We start from the raw sequence: 17,845 nt of genomic DNA, 5'->3' as shown, positions 1-17,845 counted from the left end.
ATGATGACTAAACTGCTTAGAACGTTGTTTTCATTGTGCATCGTCTGGCCGGTGATTTGGTTGTGGCTGGGGCTGCGGGTTAAACATCGTCAACGCTTACCGCAAAACGGACCGGCGATCATCGTGGCAAATCACAACAGCCATATGGATGTGTTTGCACTGTTGTCGCTGTTTCCGTTACGCCGTCAGGCGCAGATCCATCCGGTCGCGGCTGCCGACTATTTTCTGCGCAACAAATGGTTGGCCTGGTTTGCGCTCAATATCATCAATATTATCCCCATCACTCGCCAGGGGGGCGAAGCCAATCCGCTGGCACAGTGTGAACAGGCGCTTCGCGACAACAAAATACTGATTATCTTTCCGGAAGGGACGCGGGGCGAGCCAGGTAAACTGTCGCCGCTGAAATCCGGGCTGTGGCATCTGAGTCAACGGGTGCCGGACGTTCCGATTATTCCTGTCTGGCTGCGCGGAACAGAACAGGTGATGGCACGGGGAAATCGTATTCCTCTCCCGCTTTTTATTGACGTCTGTGTGGGTGAGGCGCTGCCTTGTCACCCGGAAAAAAACGTGTTTATGGATGAACTGAAGCAACAACTGTTGGCGCTTCAGCAACAAACAACAGGAAACAACGCTCATGAACCCACATCGCACGCCGGATGAACGGCATTTTCTGACCAGCGACAACTGCGAACTGTTTTACCGCCACTGGCCAGCACAGACGGAAGGGACAGCCGCCAAAGTGATTGTCCTGTTTCATCGTGGACACGAGCATTCCGGGCGTCTGCAGCATATTGTCGACGAACTGGCGATGCCAGACACCGCGTTTTATGCCTGGGATGCACGGGGGCATGGGCGTTCACCCGGCGTGCGAGGATACAGTCCGTCGCTGGCGCGTTCGGTGAAGGATGTCGATGAATTTGTGCGTTTTGCCGCTGCCGACAGCCAGGCGGCGCTGGAAGAGGTGGTGGTCGTCGCGCAAAGCGTTGGCGCGGTGATGGCGGCGACCTGGGCGCATGACTATGCCCCGCGCATTCGCGGGATGGTGCTGGCATCTCCGGCGTTTAAGGTGAAGTTGTACGTCCCGTTTGCCCGCCAGGGGCTTGCGCTGATGCACCGCCTGCGCGGACTTTTCTTCGTAAATTCCTATGTCAAAGGCAAGTATCTGACGCACGATCACGAGCGGGTGGCGAGTTTCAATCAGGACCCGCTGATTACCCGCCCGATTGCCGTCAATATCCTGCTCGATCTCTACAAAACGGCGGAACGTATTGTCAGCGACGCTGGCGCGATTACGTTGCCGGTACAACTGCTGGTCTCCGGCGAAGATTTCGTCGTGCACCGTCAACCCCAGATCGATTTTTATCAGCGTCTGCGCAATCCGCTCAAAGAATTGCATGTGTTACCCGGTTTTTATCACGACACGCTGGGCGAAAAAGAGCGTCATCTGGCCTTTGACAAAATGCGCGATTTTATCGATACGCTCTACACCAGGCCGCCACAATTCTTCGACTATCGTCACGAAGACCGCTGGAGTCCTGGCGCTGACAACTGGCGGATATTAAGCGGCGGGCCAGAACCGTTCTCCGTCGACGATCTCGCGTACCGCAGTTTGCGCTACGGCATGAAGATGCTGGGCACGCAATCTGCGGGCGTTCGGGTGGGGTTTGAAACCGGTTTTGACTCGGGCAGTACACTGGACTACGTCTATCGTAATCAGCCGCAGGGCAGCAGTGCGCTGGGGCGTCTGATTGATAAAAATTACCTCAACAGCGTCGGCTGGAAAGGCATCCGCCAGCGTAAAGCCCATCTTCAAACGTTGATCCAACAGGCAGTCGCGCAACTGAACGCGCAGGGAACGCCCGTGCGGGTGGTTGATATCGCCGCCGGTCACGGCCGCTACGTGCTCGATGCGCTGCAAGGCGAAACGGCGGTGAGCGAAATATTACTGCGCGACTACAGCGAGCTGAACGTGCTGAAAGGCCAGGAGATGATTGCGCAGCGCGGGATGGCGGGAAGAGCGCGTTTTGAACGAGGAGATGCCTTTAACCGTACGGAACTGGCCTCGCTTGAGCCGCGTCCGACGCTGGGAATTGTCTCCGGTCTGTACGAACTGTTTCCAGACAACACGCTGGTGCGAAACTCGCTTGCCGGGCTGGCGGATGCCATAGAACCGGGCGGCATTTTGATCTACACCGGACAGCCCTGGCATCCGCAGCTAAAAACCATCGCCTGGTCGCTTACCAGCCACAAAGACGGTAAAGCGTGGGTGATGCGCGTGCGCACCCAGGGGGAAATGGATGCGCTGGTGCACGAGGCGGGGTTCGATAAATGCGCTCAGTTGATTGATGAGTGGGGCATTTTCACTGTCTCAATGGCGGTGCGTCGCACATCATGACGGTTCAACGCCCCATTTTTGTTCAGGGTATCGGCTGGCTGCTGTTGCTCGCGCCGTTTTTCTTTCTGACCTACGGGCAGGTCAATCAATTCACCGCCGGACGAGACGGCATTGGCAGCATTGTTTTTGACTGGGAGTGGCATATTCCGTTTGTGCCGTTCACCATCATTCCCTACTGGAGTCTGGACCTACTGTACGGCCTGTCGCTGTTTATTTGCACTTCGCTGAATGAACAACGCCGTCTGGTCGGGCGACTGGCGCTGGCGTCGCTGATCGCCTGCGCCGGTTTCCTGCTGTTTCCACTGCGTTTTACCTTTGTCAGACCGGAAATTAGCGGTCTGGCAGGCTGGTTATTCGGTCAGCTTGAACAGTTTGATTTGCCCTACAACCAGTCGCCTTCACTGCATATTATTTTATGCTGGCTGCTGTGGCGGCATTTCAACCGTCATCTGAGCGGCGGCTGGCGGACGCTAAGTACCGGCTGGTTTTTGCTGATCGCAGTTTCTGTGCTGACGACCTGGCAGCATCACGCCATTGATGTGCTAACGGGTCTGGCGGTCGGTATGCTGATTGACTGGCTGATCCCCGCGCAGGGCAAATGGCGCTGGCAATGGGCTGGCGGAAAACATCTCACGCTGGCAGGGCGCTATTTCACGGGCGCGCTGGTCTGTCTGGCGGGAACCCTGGTGACGTACTGGCTATGGTGGCCCGCCATTGCCTTGCTGATTGTTTCACTCGCGTATAGCGTTTTGGGCGTCGACGCGCTGCAAAAAGATGAAAAAGGGCGGTTAAGCGGCGCGGCCTGGTGGCTGCTGTTACCCTGGCGCGCAGGCATGTGGCTTTCCATGCGCCTCTACACCCGCCGTTTACCCACCATCAGCCCGCTTGCGGACGGGGTCTCGCTGGGCGTGTACCCGCGAACGCCGCCAGCGCCGCGCGCGGTACTGGATCTGACCAGCGAGTTTCCGCGTTCACGCGCCGTGCGCGATCATGCTTACCAGTGCGTCCCCCTGTTGGATCTGGTGAACCCGGACCCGGCAACGCTGCGTCTGGCGGTAAATACGCTTGAAGCGTTACGTGCCGCGCACGGAAGCGTGCTTGTCCACTGCGCTCTTGGGCTTTCGCGTAGCGCACTGGTGGCCGCGGCATGGTTGCTGTGGCGCGACCCGACACTGCACGTCGCACACGCGGTAGCACGTGTGCGCGAAGCCCGTCCGCAGGTGGTCTTCACCCCTGAACATCTGGAGTTACTGGAACAATGGAAAACAAATGTGACAGTGTAACCAGTGGAGACGATGTAGCGTCGCCCCTGCTGCAACACACCCTGTCGAGCTGGCGATTCTTGCTGCTTTTTATCCTCCCGCCGCTGATGTGGGTGGTGTTTGTCGGGCTGGCCGGGATATTCCGCGCGGTGATCGCATTGCTGTGCGGATTCGCTTTCTTTGGCTGTTGGCGAGTCTGGCTGGATGCACATTATTTAGCGGTGATCAATCAAGAGAATAATGAACAGGCGGGGGCTGCGCTCTTTTTCATCTGGCGGCGCGAACGGCTGCAAAGCTTAACGCTAAACGAGCGGCGTCAGGGGGCGCTTAAACAGTTTCGCAAGGCTTTGGGGTGGATTGCGCTGCTGTGGGCAGCCTGGCTGATTGCGCTGCTGTTTTACTAAAAAGAACCGGGCAGCCCGCAACAGGCCGCCCGGTTAACCATTATCAGGACGCGAAATCCCCGTGCTGACGTGCGACCAGCGTCAGAATAGAGTAGAGCGCGACCGGTGTCTGGTGCTGGTTAAAGACTTCGACCGCCCATTCGACGACGCCCGTCGGTTTCTCTTCCGCTGAACGCTGTTTTTTGAGCGTTTTGCGTTTGCAGGTCAGACGAACCTGAATTGTATCGCCAGGTTTCACCGGCTCGATAAAGCGCAGGTTCTCCAGCCCGTAGTTGGCGATAACCGGCCCGACGCCAGCGTCGACAAACAGCCCTGCAGCGGCAGAAAGCACAAAGTAACCGTGTACGACGCGCTCGCCAAAAATGGATTCTGCCGCGCCGATTTTGTCCATGTGCGCATAGAAGTGATCGCCACTCAGACAGGCAAAATTAACGATGTCTGCTTCGGTCATGGTGCGACGTGGCGTCAGCAAACTGTCGCCCGCCTGCAACTCTTCGAAGTATTTGCGGAAAGGGTGGATCCGGTCTTCAAGAACCTGCGCGCCACGGACCCACTGTTTGCCGATGGCGGCAAGCATGGTTGGGCTGCCCTGAATTGCGGTGCGTTGCAGGTAATGTTTCACTGCACGCAGACCGCCCAGCTCTTCACCACCGCCAGCACGTCCTGGACCGCCGTGAACCAGTTGCGGTAGCGGCGAACCGTGGCCGGTGGATTCTTTGGCGGATTCTTCATTGAGGATCTGAATACGGCCGTGGGCACGGGCGGCCCCGGCGATGAACTGACGCGCCAGCGCAGGATCTGCCGTCACCAGCGTTCCCGCCAGACTGCCGCCACCTGCACGTGCCAGCGCCATCGCGTGGTCGGCGTGTTGATACGGCATCAGCGTTGCAACAGGACCGAAGGCTTCTGTGGCATGTACCGCCGGGGTTTCATCCGGCTGAGGGCAGAACAGCAGCGTCGGCGGGAAATACGCACCCGGCGCGGTTAAATCCGCCTGGCCGCCAAGACGCACTTCACAGCCTGCCTCGACAAGCAGGTTCACTTTTTCCTGAACGTCGGCACGCTGTTCGGCGTTGACCAGCGCCCCCATTTTGACCCCTTCCTGAGCCGGGTCGCCCACCACCACTTTACCGAGACGGGCGATTAACGCATCGCTGACCGCTTCAACCTGTGAATTTGGCACGATGATACGGCGAATGGCCGTACATTTTTGCCCGGCTTTGGCGGTCATTTCACGGACCACTTCACGGATGAACAGCGCAAATTCCGGGCTTTCTGGCGTCACGTCTTCACCGAGGACGCAGCAGTTCAGCGAGTCGGCTTCCATGGTGAAGGGGATCGAGTTTGCCACGATGTTCGGGTGAACTCGCAATGACTGACCGGTTGAGGCGGAACCGGTGAAGGTGACCACATCCTGGCTGTCGAGCTGGTCGAGTAGATCGCCTGCGCCGCCGCAAATCAGGCTAATAGCGCCGTCGGGCACCAGACCACTATCAACAATCGATTTCACCATCGCCTGTGTCACCTGGGCGGTGGCGGTTGCCGGTTTAATGATTGCCGGCATCCCGGCAAGCCAGGTAGGCGCCAGTTTTTCGAGCATGCCCCAGCACGGGAAGTTAAAGGCGTTGATGTGGACTGCCACGCCTGATTTTGACGTCAGCACATGACGCGCGGCGAAACCGCCTTCTTTGGAAAGGGGGATCAGTTCATCTTCTGGCCAGAGGGTATCGTCCGGCAGTTCACGGCTGCCCATGCTGGCATAGGCAAACAGCGTACCAATACCCCCTTCAATATCGACCCAGCTGTCTGCCCGGGTAGCGCCGGTTTGTGCGGAGAGCGCATAGAAGGTCTCTTTTTCGCCGAGCAAATGTTTGGCAACGGCTTTCAACAGGGCGGCACGTTCAATAAAGGTCATGGCCTGAAGCGCATTTCCCCCTTTATCAATGGCATACCGGCGAGCTGCGGCCATATCGAGGCCCTCGCTGGTGACTTCCCATAAGGCTTCGCCGTGGATGGCGTGATGAATCGTACGGGCGCGGCCCCGGCCAGATTGCCAGGCACCGGACAAGAAGCTGGCTAGTTGCTGCATCTCTTCTCTCCAAATGTTACGTGATCTCGCTGTGAATAGTTGATTTATGAATCATAAAAATCAAGCCTTGTTTTAATATTTTATTAACAATGTGATCGCGGAGCATTATGCGCAAACCTTTATAAGCCTGAATATAAAGGGAAATGATAAATCACCTGCGAATCGCGTCACAAATTACACAAACAAACCTTGGGGTTTTAATTAACTATTGTGTAACGTTTGTAAAACAACGTGATTCATTTTTTGTTTTAAATCACGAAAACTGGAATCGTAAAGGTGATGACGTGACCGAAGAACAACGCTTTGAGCAACGCATAGCGCAGGAGACGGCAATCGAGCCCCAGGATTGGATGCCCGAGGCCTACCGTAAAACGCTGATCCGCCAGATAGGTCAGCATGCGCATTCCGAAATTGTCGGTATGTTGCCGGAAGGCAACTGGATCACCCGCGCGCCGACGCTGCGTCGTAAAGCCATTTTACTGGCGAAGGTGCAGGACGAAGCCGGGCACGGTCTGTATCTCTATAGCGCGGCGGAAACCCTGGGCTGCGCCCGGGAAGACATCTATCAGAAGATGCTCGATGGGCGCATGAAATACTCCTCCATCTTTAATTATCCCACCCTGAGCTGGGCGGACATCGGCGTGATCGGCTGGCTGGTTGACGGCGCCGCGATTGTGAATCAGGTGGCGCTGTGCCGTACCTCCTACGGACCGTACGCCCGGGCGATGGTGAAAATCTGTAAAGAGGAAAGCTTTCACCAGCGTCAGGGATTCGAAGCCTGTATGGCTCTGGCACAGGGGAGCGAGGATCAGCGTCAGATGCTACAGGACGCCATCAATCGTTTCTGGTGGCCGGCGTTGATGATGTTTGGACCGAACGACGATAACTCGCCGAACAGCGCCCAAAGCCTGGCGTGGAAAATCAAACGTTTTGGTAACGACGAACTGCGTCAGCGTTTTGTCGACAACACCGTCCCGCAGGTTGAAATGCTGGGCATGACCGTACCGGATGCGGATCTGCGCTTTGACGCTGAAAGCGGCCACTACCGCTTTGGCGAGATCGACTGGCAGGAGTTCAACGAGGTGATCAACGGCCGCGGCGTGTGTAACCAGGAACGTCTGGATGCCAAACGCAAAGCGTGGGAAGAGGGGGCGTGGGTGCGCGAAGCCGCACTGGCACATGCGCAAAAACAACACGCCTGCAAGGTCGCTTAAGGGGAAACACAATGAGCAAAGTTTACTGGCCGTTATATGAAGTTTTTGTTCGCGGTAAGCAGGGATTATCGCACCGCCACGTGGGTAGCCTGCACGCAGCCGACGATCGGATGGCGCTGGAGAATGCGCGTGACGCCTACACCCGCCGCAGCGAAGGGTGTTCGATTTGGGTAGTGAAGGCGAGCGAAATCGTCGCCTCCCAGCCGGAAGAGCGTGGTGAGTTCTTCGACCCGTCGGAAAGTAAGGTATATCGCCATCCGACGTTTTACACCATCCCCGATGGCATTGAGCACATGTGAGGCAGGGAATGAAAACGTTAACCGCTTATACCCTGCGTCTGGGTGACAACTGCCTGATTCTGTCGCAACGCCTTGGCGCGTGGTGTGGACATGCGCCGGAGCTGGAGATTGATCTCGCGCTCGCCAACATTGGTCTGGATTTGCTGGGCCAGGCGCGCAACTTCTTAAGTTATGCCGCCGAACTGGAAGGCGCGGGCGATGAAGATACGCTCGCCTTTGGCCGCGATGAGCGCCAGTTTCGCAACTTACTGCTGGTCGAACAGCCAAACGGCAACTTTGCCGACACCCTCGTGCGCCAGTATTTCATTGATGCCTGGCACGTGGCGCTGTTTACCCGTCTCACACTCAGCCGCGATCAGCAGCTTGCTGCCATCGCCGCCAAAGCGATTAAAGAAGCGCGTTATCACCTGCGTTTTAGCCGCGGCTGGCTGGAGCGTCTGGGCAACGGTACTGACGTGTCAGCGCAAAAAATGCAGCAGGCGGTCAACAATCTCTGGCGCTTTACCGCCGAATTGTTCGACGCCGATGAGATTGATATCGCCCTGAGCGACGCCGGTATTGCCGTTCATCCCGCGCAATTACGTGCGGAATGGGAAGCGGAAGTGTTCGCCGGGTTGCGTGAAGCAACGCTCACGACGCCAGAAGAAGCGGCGTACCGCACAGGCGGTAAAAAAGGGCTGCACACCGAACATCTGGGACCGATGCTGGCGGAAATGCAGTACCTCCAGCGCGCTTATCCTGGTCAGCAGTGGTAACGGAGGAGTCGTCATGCAACGTCTGGCAGAGATAGCCCCGGCACAAATACGCGAAATCTGGAATCTGCTTAGCGCGATCCCGGACCCGGAAATTCCGGTGCTGACCATTACCGATCTCGGCATGGTGCGCAGCGTCGCACAGCAGGGAGACGGTTGGGTCATCGGCTTTACGCCAACCTATTCCGGCTGCCCGGCGACGGAACATCTGATAGGCGCTATCCGCGAGGCGATGACGACGCACGGTTTTACGCCCGTTCACATTGTACTGCGCCTCGATCCTGCCTGGACTACCGACTGGATGACGCCGGATGCCCGTGAACGCCTGCGCCAGTACGGCATCAGCCCGCCGGTCGGACACAGTTGCCATGCGCATCTTCCGGCCGAGGTGAGTTGCCCGCGCTGCGGCAGCGTTCACACGTCGCTTATCAGTGAATTTGGTTCAACGGCCTGCAAGGCGCTCTGGCGCTGCGACAGCTGCCGTGAACCCTTCGATTATTTCAAATGTATTTGAGGTTGCCATGACAACGTTTCATTCCTTAACGGTGGCAAAAGTAGAACCCGAAACCCGCGATGCGGTGACCATCACCTTTGCGGTGCCGCCCGCATTACAGGACGCGTATCGCTTTCGTCCAGGTCAGCACCTGACGCTGAAAGCCCAGTTGGCAGGGACGGAGTTACGCCGCTGCTACTCCATCTGCCGTAGCCTGAATCCGGGCGAGGTAAGCGTAGCGGTAAAAGCGATCGAGGGCGGGCGTTTCTCCCGCTATGCCCGCGACGAGATCAAACAAGGTATGACGCTTGAGGTAATGGTGCCGCAGGGCCATTTCGGCTATCAGCCGCAAGCCCAGCGCAGCGGACGCTATCTGGCGATTGCCGCAGGTTCCGGCATCACGCCGATGCTGGCGATTTTGTCTGCCACCCTGCAAACCGAAACCGCCAGCGAGTTCACGCTGATTTACGGTAACCGTAGCAGCCAGAGCATGATGTTTCGCCAGGCGCTGGCCGACCTGAAAGACAAATACCCGCAGCGTCTGCAACTGGTCTGCGTCTTCAGTCAGGAGACGATGGACAGCGATCTGCTGCACGGGCGCATTGACGGTGAGAAATTGACGGCGCTGGCCACTCATCTGGTCGATTACAGCCAGTTCGACGAAGCCTTTATTTGTGGTCCGGCGGCGATGATGGACGAGGCGGAAGTCACGCTCAAAGCGCTCGGCATGCCGGAAAAGGCCGTTCATCTGGAGCGCTTCAACACCCCAGGTTCGGCGGTAAAACGCACGACCAGCGTCCAGACGGAAGGGCAGAAAGTGACCGTTCGTCAGGATGGCCGTGACCGTGAAATCACGCTATCTGCCGATGACGAAAGCATTCTTGATGCGGCGCTGCGTCAGGGCGCTGACTTACCGTACGCCTGTAAAGGCGGGGTATGCGCCACCTGTAAATGCAAAGTGGTGCGTGGAAAAGTGGACATGGTCACCAACTACAGCCTGGAGCCGGACGAACTGGCGGCGGGTTATGTTCTGAGCTGTCAGGCGCTGCCGCTGACCAGCGATGTGGTTGTCGACTTTGACGCGAAGGGGATGGTATGAACGAACTTATTGTCACCCGTCACGACCGCGTATTGCAGCTGACGCTGAACCGTCCGGCGGCGCGTAATGCCCTGAACAATGCCCTGCTGGCGCAACTGGCGAGCGAACTGGAAACCGCCGCGAGCGACAGCAGTATTTCTGTCTGCGTCATCACCGGCAACGAACGCTTTTTTGCCGCCGGTGCCGATCTCAATGAAATGGCGGAAAAAGATCTGCCCGCCACGCTCAACGACGCGCGCGTCCATCTGTGGGCCCGAATCAACGCTTTTAATAAGCCGTTGATCGCCGCAGTCAACGGTTACGCGCTGGGTGCCGGTTGTGAACTGGCCTTGCTGTGCGATGTGGTGATTGCCGGGGATAACGCCCGTTTTGGTCTGCCGGAGATTACGCTGGGTATTATGCCGGGCGCCGGTGGAACGCAGCGTCTGATTCGCAGCGTCGGGAAATCACTTGCCAACAAAATGGTGCTGACCGGTGAGAGCATCACCGCGCAGCAGGCGTTGCAGTCGGGGCTGGTCAGCGATGTCTACCCGGCAGCGCTGACGCTGGAGTATGCCTTAAAGCAGGCGGCGCTGATGGCGCGCCATTCGCCGCTGGCGCTGCAGGCGGCAAAGCAGGCGCTACGCCAGTCGCAGGAAGTCCCCCTCCAGGCAGGACTGGCGCAAGAACGCCAGCTCTTTACGCTGCTTTCGGCAACGGAAGATCGCAGGGAAGGGATCGACGCATTTTTACAAAAACGCTCACCGGTTTTTAAAGGACGCTAATCATGGATTTCATTCTGAGTCATGTAGAACAGGGCGTGATGACGATTACGCTCAACCGCCCGGAGCGTCTGAACAGTTTCAATGACGTGATGCACCAGCAATTGTCCGAGTGCCTGAAACAGGCCGAGCGCGATGACACCATCCGCTGCCTGCTGGTGACCGGGGCCGGTCGCGGTTTTTGCGCCGGACAGGATCTTAACGACCGTAACGTCGACCCTACCGGACCCGCTCCTGATCTGGGCATGTCGGTGGAGCGTTTCTATAACCCATTGGTGCGCCGTCTGGCAAAACTGCCTAAACCGGTCATCTGCGCAGTGAACGGTGTCGCGGCGGGCGCTGGGGCAACGCTGGCGCTGGGTTGCGATATCGTTATCGCTGCCCGCTCGGCAAATTTTGTGATGGCGTTCAGTAAATTAGGTTTAGTGCCTGATTGTGGCGGCACCTGGCTGTTGCCGCGCGTAGCGGGGCGAGCGCGTGCGATGGGACTGGCGCTGCTGGGCGACAAGCTGAGCGCAGAGCAGGCGCACAACTGGGGCATGATCTGGCAGGTGGTGGACGATGAAAAACTCTCCGACACCGCACAGCAACTGGCGCTTCATCTGGCGGCGCAGCCCACCTTTGGTCTGGGATTGATCAAACAGGCTCTCAACCACGCAGAAACCAGCACGCTGGATGCACAGCTCGATCTGGAGCGCGATTACCAGCGTCTGGCGGGCCGAAGTGCCGATTACCGGGAAGGCGTCAGCGCATTTCTCGCCAAACGTTCGCCGCAGTTCACGGGGAAATAAGATGATGACACGTGTACAGACCGTTGCGGTGATTGGCAGTGGCACGATGGGGGCGGGGATCGCAGAAGTTGCCGCCAGCCACGGTCATCAGGTGCTGCTGTATGACATTTCGGCGGCCGCCGTTTCTCGCGGTGTTGACGGTATTCGCCGTCGCCTCGAATCTCGCGTGGCGCGCGGCAAATTAACGGCGGCAGCCTGTGAGACGACGCTGGCGCGACTGGTTCCGGTGACCGATATCGACTCGCTGGCGGCGGCGGATCTGGTGATTGAAGCGGCGTCAGAACGCCTTGAAATCAAACAGGCGCTGTTTTCCCAGTTGGCGGAAATTTGCCAGCCTCACACGCTACTGACCAGTAATACATCGTCGATCTCCATTACGGCGATCGCCGCCAGCGTTAGCCATCCTGAACGTGTCGCCGGACTGCACTTTTTCAATCCCGCACCGGTGATGAAGCTGGTTGAAGTCGTCAGCGGATTAGCGACTTCAGAGGCGGTGGTGGAGCAACTGTGCAATCTGGCGATGAGCTGGGGTAAACAGCCGGTACGCTGCCAGTCTACGCCTGGATTTATCGTCAACCGGGTGGCTCGCCCGTTCTATTCGGAAGCCTGGCGCGCGCTGGAAGAACAGGTTGCAGCGCCGGAGGTCATTGATGCCGCGCTGCGTGGCGGCGGTGGTTTCCCGATGGGACCGCTGGAATTGACCGACCTGATCGGTCAGGACGTCAACTTTGCGGTGACCTGCTCGGTGTTTAACGCGTTCTGGCAGGAACGCCGTTTTCTGCCTTCGCTGGTTCAACAAGAACTGGTAATGGCGGGGCGTCTGGGCAAAAAAAGCGGTCACGGCGTCTATGACTGGCGTACCGAACGTGCCCCCGCCGAGGTAGTCGGGACGGTGAGTGCAAGCTACGGCCCGGTGAAGATTGAAAAGAGAAGTGACGGTGTCACTGAGCTTGACGATGTGCTGCTGATTGAAACGCAGGGCGAAACCGCCCAGGCGCTGGCCTTGCGCACCGGGCGTGCGGTGGTGGTGGTGGATCGCATGGAAGGCGATGTGGCGATTGTCGCCGCCGCCGACAGCAATCCACGCTCAGCGACGCAAAAAGCCATTTATTACCTGCAGCAGCAGGGGAAAAACGTGCTGCACATCGCGGACTATCCGGGGTTACTGGTCTGGCGTACCGTCGCGATGATCGTGAACGAAGCGCTGGATACGCTGCAAAAAGGGGTCGCCAGCGAACAGGACATCGATACCGCCATGCGGCTTGGCGTTAATTATCCGTGCGGGCCTCTCGCATGGGGGGAACGTCTCGGCTGGCAACGCCTGCTGATTCTGCTGGAAAACCTGCAACGCCATTACGGTGAAGAACGTTATCGCCCTTGTTCACTGCTGCGCCAGCGTGCGCTTCTGGAGTCTGGTTATGAGTCATAACGCCTGGCAAAATGCCCACGCTATGTACGAGAACGACGCCTGCGCAAAAGCGCTGGGGATCAACATTACTGAGATGGGTGACGGCTTTGCTGTGTTGACGATGACCGTCACGCCGCAAATGTTGAATGGGCATCAGAGCTGCCACGGCGGGCAACTGTTTTCCCTGGCGGATACCGCGTTCGCCTACGCCTGCAACAGTCAGGGTCTGGCGGCGGTGGCCTCGGCCTGCACCATTGATTTTTTACGCCCGGGATTTGTGGGCGATGTTCTGACGGCGACCGCGCAGGTTCGCCATCAGGGCAAAAAAACCGGTGTTTACGATATCGAAATTGTTAACCAACAGCAGAAAACGGTCGCGCTGTTTCGCGGTAAATCTCACCGCACCGGCGGCACCATTACAGGAGAAGCCTGATGCGCGATGCATTTATTTGTGACGGAATCCGTACTCCCATTGGTCGCTACGGCGGCGCGTTGTCTGGCGTACGTGCTGATGATTTAGGGGCCATCCCGCTGCGTGAACTGCTGGTGCGTAACCCGACGCTTGACGCGCACTGTATTGATGACGTGATTTTCGGCTGTGCCAACCAGGCGGGCGAAGATAACCGCAACGTGGCGCGCATGTCGTCACTGTTGGCGGGTCTGCCGCAAACCGTTTCCGGTACCACCATCAACCGTTTGTGCGGTTCTGGTCTGGACGCGCTGGGCTTTGCCGCGCGCGCCATTAAATCGGGCGACAGCGACCTGCTGATCGCGGGCGGCGTGGAGTCAATGTCGCGTGCACCTTTCGTGATGGGCAAGGCGACCAGCGCATTTTCGCGTCAGGCAGAGATGTTTGATACCACCATTGGCTGGCGATTTGTGAACCCGCTCATGGAGCAGCAATTTGGTACTGACAGCATGCCGGAAACGGCAGAGAATGTAGCTGAGTTGTTAAGGATAACGCGCGAAGATCAAGATGCCTTTGCGTTACGCAGTCAGCAACGGACGGCGAGAGCGCAAGAGATGGGTATCCTGGCGCAGGAAATCGTTCCGGTCGTGTTGAAGAATAAAAAAGGTGCTGTAACAGAAACACAACATGACGAGCACCCGCGTGCGGAAACGACCCTCGCGCAGCTCAACGCGCTAAAAGCACCGTTTCGTCGTGATGGCGTCGTTACCGCAGGTAATGCGTCAGGCGTTAACGACGGTGCCGCAGCGCTGATTGTCGCCAGCGAACAGATGGCCATTGCGCAGGGGCTGACGCCGCGGGCACGTATTGTCGCGATGGCGACAGCCGGGGTTGAGCCGCGCCTGATGGGACTGGGTCCGGTGCCTGCCACTCGCAAAGTGCTGGAGCGCGCCGGTCTGAGTATTCACGACATGGACGTTATCGAACTGAATGAAGCGTTTGCCGCCCAGGCGCTGGGTGTGCTGCGTGAGCTGGGGCTGGCAGATGATGCCCCGCATGTTAACCCCAATGGTGGTGCGATTGCGTTAGGCCATCCGTTGGGGATGAGTGGTGCCCGGCTGGCGTTAGCCGCGACACACGAGCTGCATCGTCGCAACGGTCGTTACGCGTTGTGCACGATGTGTATCGGCGTGGGTCAGGGCATTGCCATGATTCTGGAACGTGTTTGAGCATAACAACCTGCGAGTACCCTACAATGACAACGAAAACAACAACACAACTGGATCCGATTGAAACCGCGTCTCTGGATGAATTACAGGCGCTGCAAACCCAGCGCCTGAAGTGGACGCTGAAACATGCTTACGACAACGTTCCGATGTATCGCCGCAAATTTGATGCCGCTGGCGTGCATCCTGACGATTTCAAAGAGCTGGCCGACCTGCGCAAATTCCCGTGTACCACCAAACAGGATCTGCGTGATAACTACCCGTTCGACACCTTTGCGGTACCGATGGAGCAGGTGGTGCGTATCCACGCTTCTTCAGGAACCACCGGTAAACCGACGGTTGTCGGCTATACCCAAAATGATATTGATACCTGGGCGAATATTGTCGCGCGTTCACTGCGTGCAGCAGGCGGCACCGCGAAAGATAAAATTCATGTCGCCTACGGTTACGGACTGTTCACCGGCGGGCTTGGCGCGCACTACGGCGCGGAGCGTTTAGGGGCCACGGTGATTCCGATGTCCGGTGGACAAACCGAAAAACAGGCGCAGCTGATCCGTGATTTCCAGCCCGATATGATTATGGTGACGCCGTCCTACTGCCTGAACTTAATTGAAGAACTGGAGCGCCAGATGGGTGGCGACGCCAGTCAGTGCTCTCTGCGTGTCGGCGTGTTTGGCGCGGAACCGTGGACGCAGGCGATGCGTAAAGAAATTGAGCGCCGTCTGGGGATAACCGCGCTGGATATTTATGGCTTGTCCGAAGTGATGGGACCTGGCGTGGCGATGGAGTGTATCGAAACGGCGGACGGTCCGACAATCTGGGAAGATCACTTCTACCCGGAAATCGTCAACCCGAATGATGGCACGCCGCTGGACGATGGCGAGCAGGGCGAATTACTGTTCACCACCCTGACCAAAGAGGCGTTGCCGGTGATTCGTTACCGTACCCGTGACCTGACGCGTTTGCTGCCGGGCACCGCCCGCACAATGCGCCGTATGGACCGCATCAGTGGCCGCAGCGACGACATGCTGATTATTCGCGGCGTGAACGTCTTCCCATCGCAACTTGAAGAAGAGATCGTCAAGCTCGAGCATCTGTCGCCGCATTACCAGCTTGAGGTGAACCGTCGCGGGCATCTGGATTCACTCTCCGTGAAGGTGGAACTGAAAGAGAGCAGCCTGACGCTGACCCATGAACAGCGCTGCCAGGTGTGCCATCAGTTGCGCCACCGCATCAAATCGATGGTCGGTATTTCGACTGACGTGATGATTGTGAACTGCGGCAGTATTCCGCGTTCAGAGGGGAAAGCCTGCCGCGTGTTCGATTTACGCAACATCGCCAACGTGTAAGTCTTGCCGGATGGCAGCGTAAACACCTTATCCGGCCTACAGGTTGACCGTAGGTCGGGTAAGCGTCGCGCCACCCGACAAAGTCCTCGCATAAACCTATGCTATGATGCGTAAATCTGAACAATAACAACAGAATGAGTCACATGAGTAAACTCGATACCTTCATCCAGCATGCGGTTAGCTCGGGCCACATCAGTGGAACCTCACTCATCTCTTCGCTTTATGGCGACTCGCTCTCTCATCGCGGCGGTGAAATCTGGCTCGGGAGTCTGGCTGCGTTGCTGGAAGGGCTGGGCTTTGGCGAGCGCTTTGTGCGTACCGCGCTGTTTCGACTCAATAAAGAGGGCTGGCTGAATGTTTCGCGTCTGGGCCGCCGTAGTTTCTACAGTCTGAGTGACAAAGGTCTGCGTTTAACCCGACGAGCAGAAAACAAAATCTATCGCGCGGAACAGCCCGCATGGGATGGCAAATGGCTGCTGCTGTTGTCTGAAGGGTTAGACAAAAACACCCTCGCGGATGTGAAAAAACAGCTGATCTGGCAGGGGTTTGGTACCCTGGCACCCAGTCTGATGGCGTCGCCGTCACAACAGCTTGCGGATGTGCAGTCGTTGTTGCACGAGGCCGGTGTCGCGGAGAACGTTATCTGCTTTGAGGCGCATTCTCCGCTGGCACTGTCGCGCGCGGCGCTGCGTGCCCGGGTTGAAGAGTGCTGGCAACTCACCGAGCAAAACGTCATGTATGAGTCGTTTATCGACGCATTTCGCCCGTTGCTGCCCCTGTTGAAAGAGGTGGGGCCAGACGAATTAACCCCGCAGCGCGCGTTTCATATTCAACTGCTGTTAATCCATTTTTATCGACGCGTGGTGCTCAAAGATCCGCTATTGCCCGAAGAGTTATTACCGGCGCATTGGGCAGGACAGACGGCGCGTCAGTTATGTATCAATATTTATCAACGTGTTGCCCCAGGCGCGCTGGCGTTTGTCAGTGAAAAAGGGGAAACCTCGGTAGGAGAATTGCCGTCGCCGGGCAGTCTCTGGTTCCAGCGTTTTGGCGGTCTGAGCGTAGATCAGGAGGCAGTATGCCAGTTTATCAAATAGATGGATTGACCCCGGTGGTGCCTGAAGAGAGTTATGTACATCCGACGGCCGTATTGATTGGCGATGTGATCCTGGGCAAAGGGGTCTATGTGGGGCCGAACGCCAGTCTGCGGGGAGATTTTGGGCGTATCGTCGTTAAAGATGGGGCGAACATTCAGGATAACTGCGTGATGCATGGTTTTCCTGAGCAGGACACCGTGGTGGAAGAGAACGGCCATATTGGGCACAGTGCGATTCTGCACGGCTGTACTATCCGTCGCAACGCGCTCGTTGGTATGAACGCGGTGGTGATGGACGGGGCGGTGATCGGTGAAAACAGCATCGTCGGTGCCGCCGCGTTTGTGAAAGCGAAAGCCGAAATGCCAGCGGGCTACCTGATTATCGGTAGCCCGGCGAAAGCGATTCGTGCGCTGAGCGCACAGGAGATGGCGTGGAAGCAGCAGGGCACGCGTGAGTATCAGGTGCTGGTAGAGCGTTGCAAACTGACGATGCATCAGGTGGAGCCGCTGCGGGAAGAGGAATCGGGCCGTAAACGTCTGCAATTTGATGAGAATCTGCGGCCGAAGTCGGCCATTTAAGCGCTAGCCTTCTCGGGAAAGGGTGCTAATCGCGTCTGTAATGCTGATTAGAGAACCTGTCACTCTGGCGAAGGGTGACGTTCACCTTATGTTCATTGCTTCTCTGAAGCCACACTACCTGTGAACGTGCAAGGGAGGCTCACCGCCGCCTCCCTTGCAACCCTGGCTCCCGGCGGGAAAATCGTCGCTTCGCGATATATTCGCCTTATTCCGTCTGCC

At 57.6% G+C, this 17,845-nt stretch carries 18 protein-coding genes; 17 read left to right on the top strand and 1 reads right to left on the bottom strand.

Annotated elements, in window-relative coordinates; translation table 11 throughout:
* Window positions 1–3 precede the first annotated feature (3 nt).
* The 4 genes from AC07UY_RS20335 to AC07UY_RS20320 are packed head-to-tail and all read left to right on the top strand — an operon-like array spanning window position 4 to window position 4,061.
* Window positions 4–660 carry a lysophospholipid acyltransferase family protein gene (locus AC07UY_RS20335; RefSeq protein ID WP_494660596.1) on the top strand — a complete coding sequence of 219 codons (657 nt, stop codon included), beginning with the start codon at window positions 4–6 and terminating at the stop codon, window positions 658–660.
* Window positions 635–2,395 carry a bifunctional alpha/beta hydrolase/class I SAM-dependent methyltransferase gene (locus tag AC07UY_RS20330; protein ID WP_494701846.1) on the top strand — a complete coding sequence of 587 codons (1,761 nt, stop codon included), beginning with the start codon at window positions 635–637 and terminating at the stop codon, window positions 2,393–2,395. Before AC07UY_RS20335 ends, AC07UY_RS20330 begins: the two co-directional genes overlap by 26 nt.
* Window positions 2,392–3,678: a phosphatase PAP2/dual specificity phosphatase family protein gene (locus AC07UY_RS20325; RefSeq protein WP_494701847.1), complete on the top strand. Its 1,287-nt coding sequence runs from the start codon at window positions 2,392–2,394 to the stop codon at window positions 3,676–3,678. Before AC07UY_RS20330 ends, AC07UY_RS20325 begins: the two co-directional genes overlap by 4 nt.
* A complete protein-coding gene (locus AC07UY_RS20320; RefSeq protein ID WP_494660531.1) occupies window positions 3,654–4,061 on the top strand; it encodes a hypothetical protein in 408 nt (135 codons plus the stop codon). Before AC07UY_RS20325 ends, AC07UY_RS20320 begins: the two co-directional genes overlap by 25 nt.
* 43 nt (window positions 4,062–4,104) lie before the next feature.
* Here AC07UY_RS20320 and paaZ read toward each other — a convergent pair whose 3' ends face one another.
* On the bottom strand, window positions 4,105–6,150 hold the full coding sequence (paaZ, locus tag AC07UY_RS20315; protein WP_494660530.1) for a phenylacetic acid degradation bifunctional protein PaaZ: 2,046 nt from the start codon (window positions 6,148–6,150) through the stop codon (window positions 4,105–4,107).
* Window positions 6,151–6,434: 284 nt separating this feature from the next.
* Here paaZ and paaA point away from each other — a divergent pair, with 284 nt between their 5' ends.
* The 13 genes from paaA (at window position 6,435) to paaY (ending at window position 17,626) form a co-directional block, all read left to right on the top strand.
* A complete protein-coding gene (gene paaA / locus AC07UY_RS20310; protein WP_203361106.1) occupies window positions 6,435–7,364 on the top strand; it encodes a 1,2-phenylacetyl-CoA epoxidase subunit PaaA in 930 nt (309 codons plus the stop codon).
* A gap of 11 nt (window positions 7,365–7,375) precedes the next feature.
* Window positions 7,376–7,663: a 1,2-phenylacetyl-CoA epoxidase subunit PaaB gene (paaB, locus tag AC07UY_RS20305; RefSeq protein WP_162382198.1), complete on the top strand. Its 288-nt coding sequence runs from the start codon at window positions 7,376–7,378 to the stop codon at window positions 7,661–7,663.
* Between the two features lie 8 nt (window positions 7,664–7,671).
* A complete protein-coding gene (paaC, locus tag AC07UY_RS20300; protein WP_192612302.1) occupies window positions 7,672–8,418 on the top strand; it encodes a 1,2-phenylacetyl-CoA epoxidase subunit PaaC in 747 nt (248 codons plus the stop codon).
* A gap of 13 nt (window positions 8,419–8,431) precedes the next feature.
* Window positions 8,432–8,929, top strand: a complete 498-nt coding sequence (gene paaD / locus AC07UY_RS20295) for a 1,2-phenylacetyl-CoA epoxidase subunit PaaD (protein WP_494660529.1) — start codon at window positions 8,432–8,434, stop codon at window positions 8,927–8,929.
* A gap of 7 nt (window positions 8,930–8,936) precedes the next feature.
* Window positions 8,937–10,007 (top strand): 1,2-phenylacetyl-CoA epoxidase subunit PaaE, encoded by a 1,071-nt coding sequence (gene paaE / locus AC07UY_RS20290; RefSeq protein ID WP_494701848.1) that lies wholly within the window; start codon window positions 8,937–8,939, stop codon window positions 10,005–10,007.
* Window positions 10,004–10,771, top strand: a complete 768-nt coding sequence (gene paaF / locus AC07UY_RS20285) for a 2,3-dehydroadipyl-CoA hydratase PaaF (protein ID WP_494701849.1) — start codon at window positions 10,004–10,006, stop codon at window positions 10,769–10,771. The genes paaE and paaF overlap by 4 nt, the downstream gene beginning before the upstream one ends.
* On the top strand, window positions 10,771–11,559 hold the full coding sequence (gene paaG / locus AC07UY_RS20280) for a 2-(1,2-epoxy-1,2-dihydrophenyl)acetyl-CoA isomerase PaaG (RefSeq protein WP_494701853.1): 789 nt from the start codon (window positions 10,771–10,773) through the stop codon (window positions 11,557–11,559). Before paaF ends, paaG begins: the two co-directional genes overlap by 1 nt.
* Before the next feature lies 1 nt (window position 11,560).
* Window positions 11,561–12,988, top strand: coding sequence for a 3-hydroxyacyl-CoA dehydrogenase PaaH (paaH, locus tag AC07UY_RS20275; RefSeq protein ID WP_494701850.1), 1,428 nt, complete (start codon window positions 11,561–11,563; stop codon window positions 12,986–12,988).
* On the top strand, window positions 12,978–13,400 hold the full coding sequence (paaI, locus tag AC07UY_RS20270) for a hydroxyphenylacetyl-CoA thioesterase PaaI (RefSeq protein WP_494660525.1): 423 nt from the start codon (window positions 12,978–12,980) through the stop codon (window positions 13,398–13,400). The genes paaH and paaI overlap by 11 nt, the downstream gene beginning before the upstream one ends.
* Complete coding sequence (gene pcaF / locus AC07UY_RS20265; protein WP_494701851.1) at window positions 13,400–14,605, top strand: 3-oxoadipyl-CoA thiolase; 1,206 nt, start codon at window positions 13,400–13,402, stop codon at window positions 14,603–14,605. The genes paaI and pcaF overlap by 1 nt, the downstream gene beginning before the upstream one ends.
* Before the next feature lie 26 nt (window positions 14,606–14,631).
* Entirely contained in the window at window positions 14,632–15,951 is a 1,320-nt protein-coding gene (gene paaK / locus AC07UY_RS20260; protein WP_203361114.1) for a phenylacetate--CoA ligase PaaK, read from the top strand.
* A 143-nt stretch (window positions 15,952–16,094) separates the two neighbouring features.
* Entirely contained in the window at window positions 16,095–17,048 is a 954-nt protein-coding gene (gene paaX, locus AC07UY_RS20255; RefSeq protein ID WP_203361115.1) for a phenylacetic acid degradation operon negative regulatory protein PaaX, read from the top strand.
* Window positions 17,030–17,626 (top strand): phenylacetic acid degradation protein PaaY, encoded by a 597-nt coding sequence (paaY, locus tag AC07UY_RS20250; protein ID WP_494701852.1) that lies wholly within the window; start codon window positions 17,030–17,032, stop codon window positions 17,624–17,626. The genes paaX and paaY overlap by 19 nt, the downstream gene beginning before the upstream one ends.
* The last annotated feature ends 219 nt before the right edge of the window (window positions 17,627–17,845 follow it).

The organism is Citrobacter sp. GW821-FHT02E08 (genome assembly GCF_059421685.1).
This window is presented reverse-complemented; position numbering and strand designations above follow the sequence as displayed.